Below are 16,448 nucleotides of genomic sequence, written 5' to 3' on the forward strand. Positions count from 1 at the left end.
CTTTATGGTGGAATGGCCCGGCCCTTCAGGGACGGGGCCGGGGACGTATTGTTAGGGCCCGGCCAGCGGTGCCGGCACCCAAACGAGCCGCGGAGCGTTCTCGTCCGCCGGGCGGAGGCCCAGGTCCTGGGGTGAAGCATAGACCGGCACTGCTTCGGTTGTGAGCGCTGCAGACCGGGAGAAGTCCAGGTTGGGCCCCGCGATTCCTACGCCTGGACCAAACGACATGGTGCCCAGCGCCGCCCCGACCTTGACCGGATCACCGGTTCCGGCCAGCGCCGCCGCCCTCACGAGGGCCACGACGGCGTCGTGGCTGCCTGTGTCTGCTGCCCAGGCGTCAGCCGAGAAGGGAGCGTCGCCCGTCAGGTTACTAACCTTTGAATTGCTGGACGCCAGGCGGACCGCGGACAGGAAAGCGGACATCCCGCGCCCCTGGGCGTCCTGCTGGAGCGCAGCGGCATCGCCTCCACCGGCGGAGTAGCTGACAAGCTGGCCGGAAGCAGTGCCGTCGGCTTCGGCCAAGGTAGAGGTAAAAGCAGGGGCGGCTGCCCCGTCCGGCAGGACCAGGGGAACAGACACACCGCGCGCCTGCAGGGCCTGGACCAGGCGGGCGAGCCGCTGCGGGGTGGCGGCCGAGACGATTACGGCGTCGGCGGCTTCGGCGAGGCTTGTGGACTCCGCGCCCTCGGGAGTATCTTCGGCAGGCGGGCGCAGCTGGTCGCCGGTTCTGATGGCCGCTTCCTGAGCCAGGCTCATCACGTCTTCGAATTCTTCCAGGTTGAGCGTCTGGGCGACCTGCACCGCCGCATGGGCTTGGCCGCCGTCGCTGACGAGCAGCACTCTGTTCTTGCCCTCCAGCGTGATTCGAACGGCGGCGTCGATGGATGCGCGCGAGGGCGAGGTGGTCCACGTGGTTTGTGTCAGCTCCGCCGGTTCCGCGTAGGGCAGGATCGCCGGGAGCCCGAGCTCCCCGGCGGTCTTGGCTGCAGCCCGGGCCTGCGGTCCCGTGCTCGCCACGATGACACCGGACGCTCCCTGCTCGGCCAGCGCTTGGACGGCGGCACGCGCACCCTCCTCAGAACCACCGTCGTTCTGGGCCGAGAGGGCGACGGTAACGCCGCCCTGGGCGAAACGCTGTGCGGCAACGACAGCGCCCTGCGCCGCCCGGTTGTACTCGGAACCAGGTTCACCGGACTGGCCAAACGTCAGGACGACGCCGATCGAGAAGTCTTTCGGCATGCCCCCTGCGTTCAAGGCCACAGGAACCGTGGCGGCTACGGGGTCCGGCCGCGGGCCCTCCGTGGGGCGAACAAGCGTTATCACCAGGGCGACCGCAGCCACGACGACGATAGCGGCCCCTGTGGCGATCAGGACAAAGGATCTGCTGCGGAAGTTCAAGCGCCGCCGCCGATCTTCAACGTGTACAGGGTCTGCGACGTTGCGCCGGCCGGTACTTCGAGGTGGAACGGCGGCAGTTCTGCGGCCGCGGCAAGTGAAGTCTTGAACTGTGCCTGGCGCAGCAGCAGTCCAGCCACATCACGGGAGCGGATGTTGGCATACCCTTCAGCGTTCTGGGACGCCAGGGCCAATTGGTAGTCAGCAGTGCCGGCCTTGGCAGCGCTTGTGGCCATGGAGCCGAGCAGCCCGGATCCGTTCACCGAACGGTCCCCCAGGTCGAGCATCACCTTGCCGAGGCTTGAGGACAGGAGGGCGTTGGCGCCCTCGACGTCACGGGTGGAGCCGGAAGTGCTCGAGGCGATGTTCGCGAGCGAGGACTGTGTGCTCTGGGCCAGGGAGGCGGTCAGTTCGTCGCTCTGCCCGAGTAGTTCGTCACGCTGCTTGTCCACTGTCCCCGAGGCGTCATTCACCACTTCGTCCGAAGTGGATTTCAAGCCGGAGATAGATCGGTTGAAGGCCGTGATCACGGCGCCGGAGCCCGCTTCGCCGATTTCGGCGACCTGGCGCACCTGCTGGTCCACGGACTTTAGAACCTCGTCAGCGGTCTCAGTCGAGACGTCGCCCAGGGACTGTTTGATCTTCTCGCCCAGATCGTCCTGCTGCTCCTTCAGCTGTGCGAGCGTCATGCCTACACGGCCGGAGGACTCGATTGCTTCGCGGAGGGCCTTGTTCAGTGCCTCAATCTCCCTCTTCGTGCTTTTGGCCTTGCCGGTGGCGGCGCGGTCGAGTGCGTTGGTGGCCTCGTTGATGGCATCCAGCTTGGTGTCGATGTCGTCGATAGCCGTCCCCAGGGTGGCCAGTGCTTGGCTGATTGCTTGCTCCGGGGCGGTAGAGTCGGTGGCGGCGAGGACCGCGTCCCACGCGGCCGACTGGGCCTGCAGCCGTGCATCCAGCGGGTCCTTGAACCCGAACGGCGGGGTCAGCGCCTGCGCCTGGTTTCCGCTTTCATCCGTGGTCACGCAAGGCACGGATGTCAGGTACGACCGCAGTTCCTCCACCTCCTTGGCGGACAACCTGCCCTCACGGGGAAGCGAACCGTCGGCCAACTTGCAAAGCTCGTCGGCGAGCCGCTGGTTCTGCTGCAACATTGAGCCGTTCAGGAGCTGGGCGTTACCCAGCTCCTTCTGGGCGCCTTCCGCAGCCGCCTGGATCTCGGTCAGCTTTTGCCGCAGGCCGTCGATCTTGTTGCGGACCTCGGCGGCGGCTTCGCGGGTCGCGCCGACAGAAGCCCGGGCGGATTTGATTGCTTTGTCCACTTCCGCAAGGGCGGTGGTGTAATCAGCCGTCGTTTCGGCACGGTCGAGGATCGCAGCGACGTCGTTGCGCACCGTGTCCAGCGTGCCCGCTGCGGCTTCCTGGTCCCTGATTGCACCGTCAACCACGTGCGGTTGAAGCCCGGCAACAATTTCGTCGCCCTTCTTCACCAGGCCCAGCAGCGCCCCGGTGATCGTCACCGCCGAGCCGTAAAGGGAACATGTCATGGAATCTTGCTCCGCGCACTCCTCGGCGGTGGGGTTCTCAGGGCCCATTGTTGCTGTGATGGCACCCGCCACCGCGTCCCGGCAGCCTGCGCTGACCTTCGCATAGGCATCAAGCTGTGAAGCCATGGTCAGCACGCTGGAGTAGACGGTGGCAGACGTTGCTGACTTGGGAACCTCGGCGGCGCAGCCCTCACCGTTGATGGGGACGGTAGGGGGCAGCGCCGAGGTGTCGCCGAGCATCGAGTCAACAGCGGAGACGGTCTGTTTGAGCTGGGACGCAGTAGTGGACTGTGTTGTCGTCGTTGCGGACTCCAGATCGGCACCAAGCGTCCTGAGCTGTTCCTTCAGGCCGGACATGGTCGCGGCGAGCGCCTGGGAGTTGTCGCGCAGTTCCCCTGCGGTCTTGACGCCCAGGGTCTGGGAGGTCTCCTGCAGGTTCTGTCGGACCTCCGTTATGGTGGATCCGGCCTTGGTCAGCACGGTGTTGACGTCGGAGACCAGCGAGATGGTGCGGCGTTGCAGCTCCATTTCGGAGCCTGCGCCGGTGGAGAACGCACTGGCGATGACACCATTGGCACTGAGGTCGGTGTTGAGGCCGGGCTGGACCGCTACGTCGAAGTCGGGTACCTGGAAGTCCTCCACGTCGGCGACGAGGCGAAGAGTGGTGCTGGCGCCTGAACGCGGCGGGGCCAGCACTGTGGCCCATTGAACGACAGTGGCGCCGTCTTCCGAGTTACTCAGGACGCCGTTGGTACCCGATGCGCCGTCCGCGGCGCCGGGGGTAACATCATCTGCCCGTACGCCGGCGAGTTTGGTGGATGCGGCGATGGTCAGGGGTGCGCCGACGAGGGCGGTGTCAGCGCGGGTTTGGCCGGCGGCGTCGTACTCGATGACGCGCGGCCCGACTGTGAGGTTTTCAAGAGTCAGTCTGATTTCGACCGGCCCGGTGTGGCCTTCAAGCTCGGCGAGGTCGGCGCCCGACTTCTCCCCGGCCCGGTACTGCAGGCTCACCCGCACGGGCAGTTCCCCGACAACCTGGGCCGCGTCGTACTTTGTTTCCTCGGCAGAGGATTCGCCGGCCGCGGATACGGAGATGGTGGTGCCTTCGACAGTCTCGACTCCGGCGGCGGGGGACAGGCCCACGCGCACGCTTTGGAGGAGCTTGACGGGGTTGGATACCGGCTCCGGCTTGGGAATTGGGGTGCACGACGTCGTCGCTATCAGCCCTAGGCCTACAAGGAAGCCGCCCAGCGACCGACCCGGGGTGACAAGGCGCCCCGCGGAGTGCTGGTGGGTATAAGTCCGTTTGGGCATGGTCGGTCCCCTTTTCCGTTCGCTGTGCCTTGAGCATGATACGGGGTTGGACTGACGATTGGACTAATCTGCGGCCCTGAAGGTAATGCAGGTAACGGGTTTACCGTGTGTTCGTGCTCTTTGTTTATCCTTTTGTTGGACTTATTGCGATCTGTTGGTAGCGTCAGCACCGTCTGACCGCCGCGGTATTGTAATCGGCGGTAATGAGTTGGTCTCTTGGGGAGGAATTTTTGATGTCTCGCGTTTTGTCTACAGAGCAAGCAAAGGCTGCGATCAACCAGGTGCAGTCAATTATCAACGGTGGTTTCACGGATCAAATCTCTGCTCTGGATGCCCAGGGCCGGGTCCTGTCTGATCCGAATGTTTGGGATGGTCCTTTGGCTGCCCAGTTCCGTGGTTCAACGTGGCCGGAGACAAAGGCTGCGTTGGATAAGGCAAAGGAAGAGTTGGAGCAGCTGCGGGGCCAGTTGCAGAAGATCTCGCAGGACATTTTCTCCGCCGGCGGCGGCGCCTAGCCTGTTTTTGCCGGCGTGATGGCCGGGTGACCACGCCGCTCGGGGGAGCGGCCGGTTGCCTGGCCGTTGCCTTGTCTTAATCTTTTCGCCGGTTCTGGGTTCCCCTGACCGGTTTTGGGGTTCGCTGCCCGGCTTTAGGTTTCCTCCCGGGTGCGTCCTGTTCTTGGTGGTTCTTTTCCCGTACGGGCGCCTGTCCTGCGGGTTGCTGGTTGTTCTTATTTCAGTTCTTGTTCATGGGGGGCTTTGGTTGTGACCAAGTTCGTTGAGATGCCGTTGTTGCCGGATTCGGGTGCCTCTGATGGCGGGCGGTTCGATTACGGCGTGGCCGGGCAGGTGCGGTCCACGTTTGAGTCGGCGGCGTCGCGGCTCGAGGAGCATGCGGGTTCGCGTATCTCGTATGTTTCTGCGGCGAAGGAGGACTTCCTGGGTCACTTCTCGGAGGTCTTCGAGGCCAATGCTGCGACGGCCAGGAATGACGCGAACGCTTTGGCGTCCGCATTGCGGGCCGTCGCTGGGTACGTGGGCCGAATGATCGATGCCGGGCGGGACGAGGATAACCGGCGCAGGCGGAACAATGAGTGGGTCCGGGAGCACAATGACCGGAACTTCTTTGAACAATTCGGGGACTGGTGGTCCGGCGAATCGCCCCGGCCCAACATGGATCCGGTAAGTGCCCCGACCTTCCCGGCTGCCAACGCCCACACCGGCTCCCGGGATACCCCGTCGCCCGGTGGAGGGTATGGGGGCGGGACCTCCTCGGCGCGGCCGGCGAATTTGCGGTCCTTCGCGGCGAACTCCCGCGGTTTGGATGACGGGTTGGCCTCGGCCCCGGGGACCCTTGAGGGGCAGTTGTCCTCGTTTGAGTCCAGTTGCTATTGGGGATCTATTGAGGCATCGGGGGTGCTCCGCGCGTACCGGGAGTACCTGAGGGCCAACGAGAACGACGCTGTCTGGGCCGTCACGGTTGCTGACGCTTTTGCCGCTGCCGGGGGCGAGGGGAACGTTTCAACTCTGTCGGACGCGGCCGTGAACGAGGCGCTGGTCGCAGCCGGGGTGAGCGCGAGCCGGTCCGGGCTGGTGATTGATCCGCCTCAGGCTGCGGGCGCGATGCCCACCAGCGGTTACGCCAACGACCCGGTGAACACCGCGACGGGAAACTTTATCGAGCCGGAAACGGATCTGGGCTTCGCCGGGACTGCCGCGAACCTCGTGCTCTCGCGGATGTATAACTCGTTGGGCTCGGGCCTCGAGCAGGACGGGGTCTTCGGTCCGGGCTGGGCCTCGGTGCTGGATCAGCACCTCGCGATCTCGGATGAGGGCGGCCGGTGGGTGCTGGCCGATGGCCGGGCCGTGGACTTCCCCCGGAACGGTGCCGGCTGGGCCCGCGGTGTGGGGGAGAACTACTGGCTCACCCGCGAATCCGCCACAGCAGGCGTTTTCACGGAGCTGAGCTCCCTGCCCGCGGGCACAGTCGAGCTGCTCGTGGTCCGGGACAACCAAGGCGCTTGGTGGGCGTTCAGCCTCGCCGGAGTATGGCTGGGGGCCGGTTCCGGTCCGGGCCGGACCGTGTCGGCCCACCGGGAAGCACCTGCTGCTGTCCCGGCGGACGGCACCGAGGCGGCCGACGGCGGCAGCGCCGGGCTGGTGACGAGGCTGGACCACGTGCGGGGCCGCTTCCTGGAGGTGGACTACGCGGCTGGACGCGCCGCCGTCGTGCGCGCCTCCGATGGCCGGCGCGTCGAATACGGGTACGACGCCACAGGCCGTTTGGTCAGTGTGGGCACGGAAACAGGCACACGGACGTACCGGTGGAACGAGGCTGGCCTGATCGATGCCGTGTACTCCGCCGCGGGTGTCCTTGAAGCCGAAAACTCCTATGACGATCTCGGCCGGGTGGTCCTCCAGGTGACCCAGCATGGGCGCCGGGTCCGGTTCGCGTACCTGCCGGGCCGGGTCACCGTGGTGTCGGATGAGGACGGCACGCGCTCCAACTCGTGGATCGCGGATGCGAAGGGCCGCCTGGTGGGCGTGCTGGATTCCCATGACCAACGCCAGTCGATGGCGTACGACACCCACGGGAACCTGGTGTCGTTCACCGAACGCGACGGTGCGGTCACTGTCCACGCGTATGACGAAAGGGGCCGGAAAACCCGGACGGTGACCCCGGAAGGCGCCGACCTGACCTACGGCTGGGATGACCAGGACCGGATCACCACCTTGGTGACCGCCTCAGGCGCCGTCGTGTCTTACGAATACGCCGATGACCTTTCCCGGGACCCTGCCGTGGTCCTTGACCCGCTGGGTGGCCGAACCGAGCTGGAGTGGCGCGAGGGCCGGTTGGTCCAGGTCACGGACCCGGTGGGGGTACGGGTTGGGTTTGAGTACGACGCCTTTGGGGACCTGGTTGCGACCCGGAACGCGGTAGGCGATGTTTCGCGGATCGTCCGGGACCAGGCGGGTCGGCCGGTGACGGCGGTCAGCCCCTCCGGCGCCGAGACCTGCTACACCTATGACGGTGCCGGGCTGCTGGTCCGGCGGGAAGACCCGGACGGAGCCGTGTGGGCCTTCGAGCATGATGCTGCCGGGCGGATTACGGCGACCGTGGCCCCGGACGGTGGCCGGACCGAACTCGAATACGCCCCCAACGGTGAACTCGTCCGCACCATCGACCCCCTGGGCCGGTCCGTGGAGCGGGTCTTTGACGAACTGGGGAACGTCACCGCCGCGGTGCTGCCCGACGGCGCAGCCTGGGGTTTCACGCACGACACCCTCTCCCGGCTCATCGGCATCACGGACCCGGCCGGACATGATTGGGTGCGGGAGTACGACAAGGTCGGTGCCCTGACTGCCGTCATCGATCCCACCGGAGTCCGCACGGACGCTGCCACCGACCGGAAGGCGGGGACGGCCACCCTTACGGAGGCTTTCGCCTCCGCCACCATTCGCTTTGACGAGTTTGGGCGCCCCACCCGGGTGGAGGCCGCGGACGGGTCCGCTGAGCTTGTCACCTACGACGTGGCGGGAAACCCGGTGGAACTCGTCGACGGTGAGGGCGGCCTGACGGTTTTGGGCCGGGACGTGGCGGGGAAGATCACCTCGATTACTTCTCCCACCGGTGCCGTCACCCGCTTTGAGTACGACGGATGCGGGCGCCCCTGGCAGACCATCGACCCCCTCGGTGCAGTCACGGAGTTGACGTACGACGCCGACCAGCGGGTTATCGCCCGGACGCTGCCCACCGGCGAGGTGGAGACGTTCGAGTACGACGTGTGTGGCCGGCTCGTGCTTCGCCACAGCCCAGGGCAGGGAGTCTCCCGGTATGGCTATGACCGGTGCGGGCGTCTGAGCTTCTCCCAGGACACCTGGTATGGGACCCGTCGGTTCAAATACAACACCGCTGGCGAACTTGTTGAATCCGTCAACGGTGTAGGCGGGCGGACCCGGTTCGAATACGACATCCGCGGCAGGCTGGTCAGGATCACCGACCCCAACGGCGCTGTCACCACCCGGACCTACACGGCAACGGACCTCGTCGCTTCGGTGACGGACCCGCTGGGGCGGGTCACCACGGCGACGTATGATCCGGCCGGGCGGCAGCTGTCCCAGACGGATCCGGACGGGCACACCACCACGTGGGCCTACGACCAGGCCGGCCGCGAAGCCTCGACATCCTTTGACGGGAAGCTGCTGGCCGCCGTCGAACGCGACCTGGTCCGCCGCCAGGTGATCATCACCGATTACACCGGCCCGGACGGGTTGGCCGTGGACCATGAGCTCGGCTTTGACCGGTGCGGGCGGTTGACCTCCCGCACCCGTGGTGCGCAGGGCCTGTCCTGGGAGTATGACGCAGACGGGAACCGCGCCAGCTTCACAGACGCCTCCGGGATTACTACCACTTACGCCCGCGACGCCGCCGGGCGAATCACCGCCGTGACTAACCCCCTCCTGGGGAAAGCGGTCTTCACCCACGACGCCGCCGGCCGGATCACGTCCGCCACAGCAGGCAGCTTGGTCCAGGAGTGGGCTTACCGCGACGGGGCCCTCGTCGAGCACAACCGGGTTGACCGGGCCGGTTCCGGTGCGGCCGACGTGACGCTGATCGGCCGCGATGACGACGGCAGGATTACGGGGCTGACCCGGTCAGGTGCTGTCACTCGTTATGGGTATGACGGTGCCGGGCAAATAACGTCGGCGACGACCACCGGTTCCGGCGAAGGTGACGTGCCGGCTGTGGTGTTGGGGTGGGAGTATGACGCCGGCGGGCGGCTCCTGCGTGAGACACTCCCCGGAGGGTCCCGGATTTACGGCTACGACGTTGCGGGCCAGCTCCTGTCCGTCACGGAACCCGACGGGTCCCGGACGGAGTACGTCCATGACGGTTTGGGCCGCCGCGCACGGTTGTTTGGACCGGACGGGTCCTGGACCGAGCATGCGTGGGGTCCCACCGGACTTCTGAGCGGATCTGTGGTGCGGGACCGTGATGGGGCTGAGGTGTCCCGGTATGAGTTGTGGGTCGACGCGCTGGGTGAGCTTGCCGCCGTCGACCGTTTGGAGCTGTGGTGGGATACGGCCAACCCCGTCCCCACCCTGGCTGGTATCGGCGGCGGGCAGGTCCTTTCCCTGCCGGGCGGTGTTGTTGGTGTGGGGGAGGCCTGGACTGCGCCAGGCTGGCGGGCTGCCCGTCCCACGGATCAGGCTGATCCGTGGGCTGTTGTTGGCACCCCGACTGTGGCGGACCCTGTGACGGGCAGTGTTGCGGGAGCTGGGACTGGCCTGGCGGGTGCGTTGCCGGCTGGGATTATGCTGACGGGAAATGGTGGCCTGGATATCGCGGGGCTGGAATGGCTCGGCGCACGGGCGTATGACCCTGTCAGCCGTAGTTTCCTCTCAACCGATCCTTTGGCTCCTGTCCTTGGCGCGGGTTGGGACGGGAATCCGTACGCGTACGCGGGCAATAACCCCCTGAACACGACGGATCCTACGGGGCTCCGCCCCCTGACCGACAGCGAACTCAAGGCATACGATGGCTCTACCCGTGGCGCGTTTGCCGCCGCGGGAAATTGGTTGAACGACAACTGGGAATACCTCGTCGCTGGGGCTGCGGTCGTAGGTGGCATCGCTCTCATGTGCACTGGGGTGGGAGGGCCGGTTGGGGTCGCCCTAATTGGTGCAGCGTCCGGAACCTTGATTTCGGGCGGTATCTCTGTTGGTACTCAGAAGTACCAAAATGGATCTGTTGACTGGGGCAAGGCTGGGGTCGACGCAGCGATTGGAGCCTTGGCGGGAGGACTTGGGGCGGGGACGGGTGCCTTGGTCTCGCAGGTCGGTGGGAAGGTAACCACTTCAGTCATCGGTGGTGGGGTTGAAGGCGGCGTAAGCGGTATTGCCGCCTATGGCACTGCTCCCGGCCCGCACTCAGTAGCAGGATTCCTCCAGTCCGGCGCGCAAGGAGCACTTCTGGGTGGAGTCTTCGGCTCCGCGGGTCATTTCAAGCAACCAACTGCGCTCCCCATCGTCAAACTCCAAGACTTGGCGCCCAACCCCTACGCCGGGGTGCAAGAAGCGTCCGCATGGTTACAAGGTCTTGGAGTTCCCCGTCAGTTTAGACAGGAGGCTTTGCAGTCCTTCTATCCTGGAACGATTTCCCTTGATGTGGCAGGACCGCAACAGTACGGTCTGAGATTCTACGGAGGCGGATCTGAAGCTCTCGGTCGGTACATCACGCCCAACCTCCCCGCCAACAGGAGCGATTTGGCCTTGCCTTCTGTAAACACGATGGAGCGCTTAGCCCAGTTCAAGATTGCTGAGGGTTCCACCTACATTTCAGGGCGGGTCGGTCCTAACTTTGGTTATCCGGGTGGAGGTATTCAGTATTATGTTCCGGATCCTAGCGTTTTGACGAGAATCGAGTAGAGACAGTGCGAGTAGAAGATCTACTGAACTCCTTGAATGAGGAGATGAAAGTTCCTAAAGAAAAGCGCGCCACAGCTGCGTCTGACTTGTCGCTTAAGTCCGTCAATAGTTTGCTTCAAAGAGCTGACGAGTCAGCGCATGCTGGTCAGTCCGAACATACTCGCGATCTGCTCGATGCTGCTGCTCGTCAGGTGGCAGATACATGGTCGTTCAATTCAACTTTGGGTAGGGACATCCTGGAATTTGTGCGCATTAGTAAACGGCGCCAATAAATCTGAGGCTGGGCACAGAAAAGTCCACCAAATTCAATGAAGGATAGCGCTCCCCTGCGTTACAAGCATCTGGTCGTCGGCTCGGGGGAGCGTCCCCGGTCCGCTTCAGTGCTGAGAGCCGCGGCCACCGGCAGTATCGGAAATACCGGCATTTACTTCGTAACCAGCCCCCGGGTGAATGGGAACTCGCAGGCGTTGGTGGGGCAGCTGCAAACGGTTTCATCAGTGGAGCCGTGAGTCCGCAGGCGGGGTATGTTGCTCGTCCGCTGTCAGGTGATCTCTCGAGACTGACTCAATATGCCATCGGTGCCGAAGGATCTGTGGCTGGAGGCAGAGTCGACAAGTTTGCAAACGGAGAGACATATCGATTCGGAGAATTGCTATTTGACGGCGTCGGGGGCGGGATCGCTACACACTTCCCGGGAGCATCCAACCTCGATTCAAATCCCGGATGAATGGCGCACTCATTTGCGGCTTATGGCGGGGCTCATTTCGGAGCTATCGTCGAGCGGTAAATTTGTAGGAGAGCAAGTCTTTGGAAGAGTCACAGGCATGCAACCATGGTAGACGAAAATAGGCATCCTGATTCGGAAGCAGAAGGTCCCAGTGGTCTAACTAAGGAAGATCTGCGCCTGGGTAAGCGCGCGGTGCGGATTAAGACGCAGCTGTGTGTTGTTGCATTTTTGGTTTGTGTGGGAATTGCAGTCTTCGTTTTCATGAGCGTTCCGATTGATACGCGGATGGATTACGACGGAAAATTCAATCGGAGCGGGACCGGCATTCCCATGCCTGTTGCGATGCTTCCCGCGCTGATTCTGCTATTTCTGCTGTGGCGTTCAGGAGCCAAGTCGGATTCGCACCAGATGGGAAAAGGGTCGCGAATTGCGTATTATATTCTCGCTCCGGTTATGACTTTAGGGTGCGTAGTTGCACAATGGACGTTTGCCAGATCGATTTTGGAAGCCGGCGGCTTTTTTGCTAGTTGATAATGTGCGGTTATTTTCTCCAAAGGGATTGGGTTGCAGTTTGGTATGATCAAGCGAAAGCCGCAGGGCCTTCTAAATTGAGCATGCTGGGACGCAGATCAACTGGGGGTCTGTCATTAGTGAGGACCTGACAAATCGATTGGGTGGGGCAGCTGTTGGCGCCATTAACACAGAATTGCAGCCGGGCAATGCAAAGCGCGAGGATTTGGTAAACGGTGCGGTTCAGGGCTTCGCCAACGGCGCAACTGGGCCAACCAGCGGCCTCAGGGCGAGTGGGTGGTGATCTGAATGGGAGATGGAATGACGATTTCGAATGACGGCTCGGGAAAGATCGCCAAGAGACCGACGTTGAAGTGGTATTGGAGCTTACTCGGATTCGGAATTCTGGGTTATGGCGCTTTCGTTTTGTTGCTTCCGGTGTGGGACTCGATTGGTGTTGAGAGCATACGTTGCGAGATAATGACGGCGAAACCGGACACGAGTTCTGGCGGTTCCCGGGGTTCGGCATCGACTGCGGGGGTTCTGGTTGAGACGTCAAACTGCGGGAGTATCTACGTGTCTCCGGGAGTGACTTTCGATAACCAAGACCAGGTTGCTGCGTCCTTTAAAGCCGGTACTGAATACGAGTTCGACATTGGTTGGTTCTCACGAGTGGTGACCAAAGACATCAGGCACGGTATTCCTTCAGTGCAGGACTATCGCTTAGTAGGTTGATACTCCGCGTGTTTGACGGACTTCGCAGTGGTAGTGGAAGCCGGTAGGACACCATAGTCAAAATGCACGTGGTGCGGGATCTTGATGGGGCTGAGGTTTTCCCGGTGCGCGCTCGCTGTGGGTTGATGCTCGGGCCGTGGCATTTCCAATGCAGATTGCCATACTGCCTGTCCTCGTGTCGATTCTTGGCATAACGAGGACAGTCCGACGCCCTAAAAAGAATCCCAGGACCAAGTCCGGGCGCGTCCCGCTCAAATCCTCTGTCTAGATTCGTGAGTTTGAGCGTCATTGGTGCGTGGATTTTTGCCGAGGGGATTCTCCGTGCTGGCGGCCATCTTCCTGAGTGATAGGCGTATCGGGAATATTGTTTCTTACTGCGTGGCGGAAAAACGCCGGATTTGCCAAGACGCAAGAAAGGCAAAAGGCATTCGCATATCGAGAGGCGATTCGTTCAGAGTCTCACCTGATGTTTAGCCTTTGGATGCCAGTTCATTGCGGTTGCTGGGAAATTTAAGATTTTGATCCGGAGCATCCTTGTACTTGTTATTTTCAAGAAGTGGTTCGTGGGAAGGAATGAAGTTATATGGATATGAAGGTTGTTGATGGTGTAGGTGGAGGCCCTTCGGAGGTTTCAAATTCAGTTGGGCTGGGTGCGCCGCTTTACGGCGCCTCGTTTGGTCCGTCGGTAAAGCGGTTCTTTGCAAAGTATGCGAAGTTCGCGGGTCGCGCCTCGCGGAGTGAGTTCTGGTGGAGTCAGCTTTTTGTTTTCCTGGTGATGTTGGTGCCGTACGTCGCCATGACGGTGGGGATCGTGGCCAGCACTGTCTGGGCCCAGCAGAACCCTATTGTGCAGTCAATGGGTTTCGATCCGGCCACGGGGCAGGAAGTGTTCTATGAGGGCGCTCCTGGGGTTGTGAACGCGCCTACTGGCGGTCTGATGGTGGTTGGTCTCATTCTCGTCGTTGTTCTGGGTTTGGCGCTCCTGGTGCCTCAGCTGTCGCTGCTCTGGCGGCGCCTGCATGATGCAAACCTGGCAGGGCCGTTTGCGTTCATTGGGCTTGTTCCCTTTGTTGGCGGTCTGGTTGTTTTCATTCTGGCGTTGATGCCGTCCAAGGCCGAAGGACAGCGCTTCGATCCTCAATGACACGCAGCAGCACATCCTGAAGGTTGCATCGACCTCGTTCGATGCAACCTTCTGGCAGTTCACAAGCTGTCCGCGGTTCCCGGCATGAACTGCGGAGACGATTGTTGGGGTCGGCCGGCGGTGTCCCCGTCGGGTGGGGTGTCGATTTCACCAAGGGCGCCGGTAGGGTCGTCCGCGGTGAACACCTCTTGCAGCCGGAGGGATGCCCGGCAGCCGAGGTTATCGCCGCCGCGCAGCAGGAGCATGCGGTGGGCTTAAATCTGGTCGATGGCCCGGCCGCGGCGGCCCTTGACCTGCAGCCCTGGTTAAAGCTCCACCCGCGGCTGCTCGTATAAATTCCAGAACTTCGACACCCAGTCTTGAGCTGAAGGACCAGGAGTCCGATACCTGTCGTGCCGCAGCATCAAAAACCTCTTTGGCGTTTGCCCACTGGCCCGAGGCTGCCAGCGTGTCACCTCGCTGAAGCAAGCTGACCACGGACTGAAGTGACAGGTCAGACGCGCCGGTGGAGCGCTGCTCCTTGGCAAGCCGGAGTTCCTCATTCAACGAAGCCAGTAGATTTTCGATCTGCACAGTCACCGCTTCACCCTAGCTACCGGTCGGCTTTGGAGTGGCTGAATTCGGCATGCAGAACATCTTCCCGTCGGTCCAGAAGCCGCCGTTGATGCATTGGAGAGGCACATCCTGGTCGTCGATGTGGAGCGCAGCATCCTTCATCCTGCCGTATTTCGAGCTATCGAAGGTCAACTCGACAGTGCCGTCGGGAGAGGTGCACCTGTATTCGACGGGGTATGACCTAGCCCATGATGATCCGGTTCAAGTACTCATCAGGCCGACGCGAAAATCGTCGGCAGGCAGGGCGCACCGTAGATGAGGTTTGCCAATTCTTTGCCAATGAGTCGGGTCCAGGCAAAGCAAAGGCCCCTGCTTCCCTTGTAAAAAAAGGGAAGTAGGGGCCTCGCTACGTGGCGGTGACGGTGGGATTTGAACCCACGTTGGCTTTTACACCAAACAACATTTCGAGTGTTGCACCTTCGGCCGCTCGGACACGTCACCAACCTCAATAGGGTACCGGAGCGAGGCGCTCATCCCCAAAACGGAAGTGCCTGAGCGGGTTTTGCCATGCAGATGCCGTCAGGTTTGCCCGTTGCCCGGGTCCCAATTGGGTGCTCGGATAGTTCTCTGGAGCGGACCGGCTATGGGGCCCTGTTTTGTCGTACCCTCTCGTGATGATGGAGGTATGGACATGAACCCGGCAGTGGGGCAGGCGGAGGAGTCGCTTAGGGCTGCTGTCCGGGCTTTGATGGCTGCGTTGGGTGGCGGGAGCCTTGCGGGTAAACCAGTCTCCGTTGGTGGGTTGGAAAATGATCCGTTGGAGCGGGTTGCTGATGTGGCGTTGCCCACCGCGCGGCTGGGTATCACCCAGCAGCGGCACTACAAAAGCGAACACCAGGACTGGGAGCCACACTGGCCGGAGACAGCCGGGGCCGCGAACCTCAACGTGCCCGGTGACCTTTCGCAAGTGTCTGGGCTGAGTGAAAGTGATCCACGGCGCCACAGCCCCCAACTAAGCCGCAAACTTTCGCCCGAGCACCCGGGCCGCTAGATTCATCAGCACGATGACTAATTCACGGACGCCCTTACATGCAACCGCCTACTGGACCACAGCAAGGGAGCACGGCGAACTCCGTTCCGAGGAGCTGCCGCAGCCGGGTCCCGGCCAAGTGCTGGTCCGCGCCCTCTACTCGGGTATCAGCAAGGGCACTGAGATGGTGGTTCACCACGGCTCGGTTCCGCCCCGGGTGGCCGAGGAAATGCGGGCGCCGCATCAGGAAGGCGAGTTCCCAGGTCCTGTGAAGTTCGGCTACCTGTCCGTAGGCGTCGTAGAAGAGGGGCCGGCTGAGTGGTTGGGCCAGCGCGTGTTCTGCCTGAATCCGCACCAGGACCTGTATGTAGTGGAGCTGGATGCCCTGACTAAAATTCCGGACAGCGTTCCTTCCCGGCGCGCTGTCCTCACCGGAACGGTGGAAACGGCTATCAATGCCCTCTGGGAGGCAGGTCCGCGGCTGGGGGACCGGGTAGCCGTGGTGGGTGCGGGCCTGGTAGGCGGGATGGTCGCCACCTTGTTGAGGACCTTCCCGCTGCAGCGGCTGCAGCTCGTTGACCTGGACCCCAACCGGCGACAGTTGGCAGACACTCTGGGAGTCGAATTCATCCACCCGGATGACGCACTCACGGACTGCGACATAGTGTTCCACTGCTCCGCCTCCCAGGAGGGCCTCGAACGCAGCCTCCAGCTGGCGGGTGATGAGGGCGACGTCATTGAGATGTCGTGGTACGCCAACCGGGAGGTCACGCTGCCTCTGGGCGAGGACTTCCACGCACGCCGGCTGTCCATCCGGGCGAGCCAGGTGGGAGTTGTGGCACGGGCCCGGCGCCACCGCAGGACCAACGCGGACCGCCTTGACCTGGCCGTCTCACTCCTCGCAGATCCAGTGTTCGATGCCTTCATTACCGGCTCTTCAACGTTTTCCGATTTGCCGGATGTAGTGCGGGGCCTCGCCCAAGGGACCTTGGATGCGCTGTGCCACGTCATCGAATACCCCCAAGAGCGAAATCTCCAGGACCCAACCCGCGAAGACCAGAGGTAG

General features: G+C 62.7%; 9 protein-coding genes and 1 tRNA gene. 7 read left to right on the forward strand and 3 right to left on the reverse strand.

The features are described 5' to 3' along the window. Positions 1 to 51: 51 nt before the first annotated feature. Together AC5RTE_RS07230 and AC5RTE_RS07235 are read right to left on the reverse strand one after the other, a co-directional pair. Positions 52 to 1,398 carry a type 1 periplasmic-binding domain-containing protein gene (locus AC5RTE_RS07230; protein ID WP_494040705.1) on the reverse strand — a complete coding sequence of 449 codons (1,347 nt, stop codon included), beginning with the start codon at positions 1,396 to 1,398 and terminating at the stop codon, positions 52 to 54. Further along, positions 1,395 to 4,253, reverse strand: a complete 2,859-nt coding sequence (locus AC5RTE_RS07235; RefSeq protein ID WP_494040706.1) for a hypothetical protein — start codon at positions 4,251 to 4,253, stop codon at positions 1,395 to 1,397. The genes AC5RTE_RS07230 and AC5RTE_RS07235 overlap by 4 nt, the downstream gene beginning before the upstream one ends. A 203-nt stretch (positions 4,254 to 4,456) precedes the next feature. Between AC5RTE_RS07235 and AC5RTE_RS07240 the strand changes: the two genes are divergently transcribed. From AC5RTE_RS07240 to AC5RTE_RS07265, 6 genes are all read left to right on the forward strand, one after another. Then, positions 4,457 to 4,768: a pyrophosphorylase gene (locus AC5RTE_RS07240; protein WP_494040707.1), complete on the forward strand. Its 312-nt coding sequence runs from the start codon at positions 4,457 to 4,459 to the stop codon at positions 4,766 to 4,768. Positions 4,769 to 5,017: 249 nt separating this feature from the next. After that, complete coding sequence (locus AC5RTE_RS07245; protein ID WP_494040708.1) at positions 5,018 to 10,681, forward strand: DUF6531 domain-containing protein; 5,664 nt, start codon at positions 5,018 to 5,020, stop codon at positions 10,679 to 10,681. Between the two features lie 44 nt (positions 10,682 to 10,725). Beyond that, positions 10,726 to 10,953 (forward strand): hypothetical protein, encoded by a 228-nt coding sequence (locus AC5RTE_RS07250; RefSeq protein ID WP_494040709.1) that lies wholly within the window; start codon positions 10,726 to 10,728, stop codon positions 10,951 to 10,953. Between the two features lie 560 nt (positions 10,954 to 11,513). Beyond that, positions 11,514 to 11,939, forward strand: coding sequence for a hypothetical protein (locus tag AC5RTE_RS07255; protein WP_494040710.1), 426 nt, complete (start codon positions 11,514 to 11,516; stop codon positions 11,937 to 11,939). Positions 11,940 to 12,239: 300 nt separating this feature from the next. Next, the gene (locus AC5RTE_RS07260; RefSeq protein ID WP_494040711.1) at positions 12,240 to 12,653 is read left to right on the forward strand and encodes a hypothetical protein; all 414 of its coding nucleotides are present in this window, start codon (positions 12,240 to 12,242) and stop codon (positions 12,651 to 12,653) included. Positions 12,654 to 13,236: 583 nt separating this feature from the next. Beyond that, a complete protein-coding gene (locus AC5RTE_RS07265) occupies positions 13,237 to 13,797 on the forward strand; it encodes a DUF805 domain-containing protein (protein ID WP_494040712.1) in 561 nt (186 codons plus the stop codon). Between the two features lie 966 nt (positions 13,798 to 14,763). On the opposite strand, the gene AC5RTE_RS07270 is transcribed toward AC5RTE_RS07265, so the two are convergent. Further along, positions 14,764 to 14,853 (reverse strand) — tRNA-Ser (locus AC5RTE_RS07270). Positions 14,854 to 15,416: 563 nt separating this feature from the next. Between AC5RTE_RS07270 and AC5RTE_RS07275 the strand changes: the two genes are divergently transcribed. After that, the gene (locus AC5RTE_RS07275; RefSeq protein WP_494040713.1) at positions 15,417 to 16,448 is read left to right on the forward strand and encodes a zinc-dependent alcohol dehydrogenase; all 1,032 of its coding nucleotides are present in this window, start codon (positions 15,417 to 15,419) and stop codon (positions 16,446 to 16,448) included.

It is taken from the genome of Arthrobacter sp. K41 (genome assembly GCF_059089645.1).

What these genes read in the sequence shown, in the direction of transcription:
- AC5RTE_RS07235 (WP_494040706.1), bottom strand. Translation starts at nt 4,253, where the DNA reads ATGCCCAAACGGACTTATACCCACCAGCACTCCGCGGGGCGCCTTGTC.
- AC5RTE_RS07240 (WP_494040707.1), top strand. Translation starts at nt 4,457, where the DNA reads ATGAGTTGGTCTCTTGGGGAGGAATTTTTGATGTCTCGCGTTTTGTCT.
- AC5RTE_RS07265 (WP_494040712.1), top strand. Translation starts at nt 13,237, where the DNA reads ATGGATATGAAGGTTGTTGATGGTGTAGGTGGAGGCCCTTCGGAGGTT.
- AC5RTE_RS07250 (WP_494040709.1), top strand. Translation starts at nt 10,726, where the DNA reads ATGAAAGTTCCTAAAGAAAAGCGCGCCACAGCTGCGTCTGACTTGTCG.
- AC5RTE_RS07260 (WP_494040711.1), top strand. Translation starts at nt 12,240, where the DNA reads ATGACGATTTCGAATGACGGCTCGGGAAAGATCGCCAAGAGACCGACG.
- AC5RTE_RS07275 (WP_494040713.1), top strand. Translation starts at nt 15,417, where the DNA reads ATGACTAATTCACGGACGCCCTTACATGCAACCGCCTACTGGACCACA.
- AC5RTE_RS07255 (WP_494040710.1), top strand. Translation starts at nt 11,514, where the DNA reads ATGGTAGACGAAAATAGGCATCCTGATTCGGAAGCAGAAGGTCCCAGT.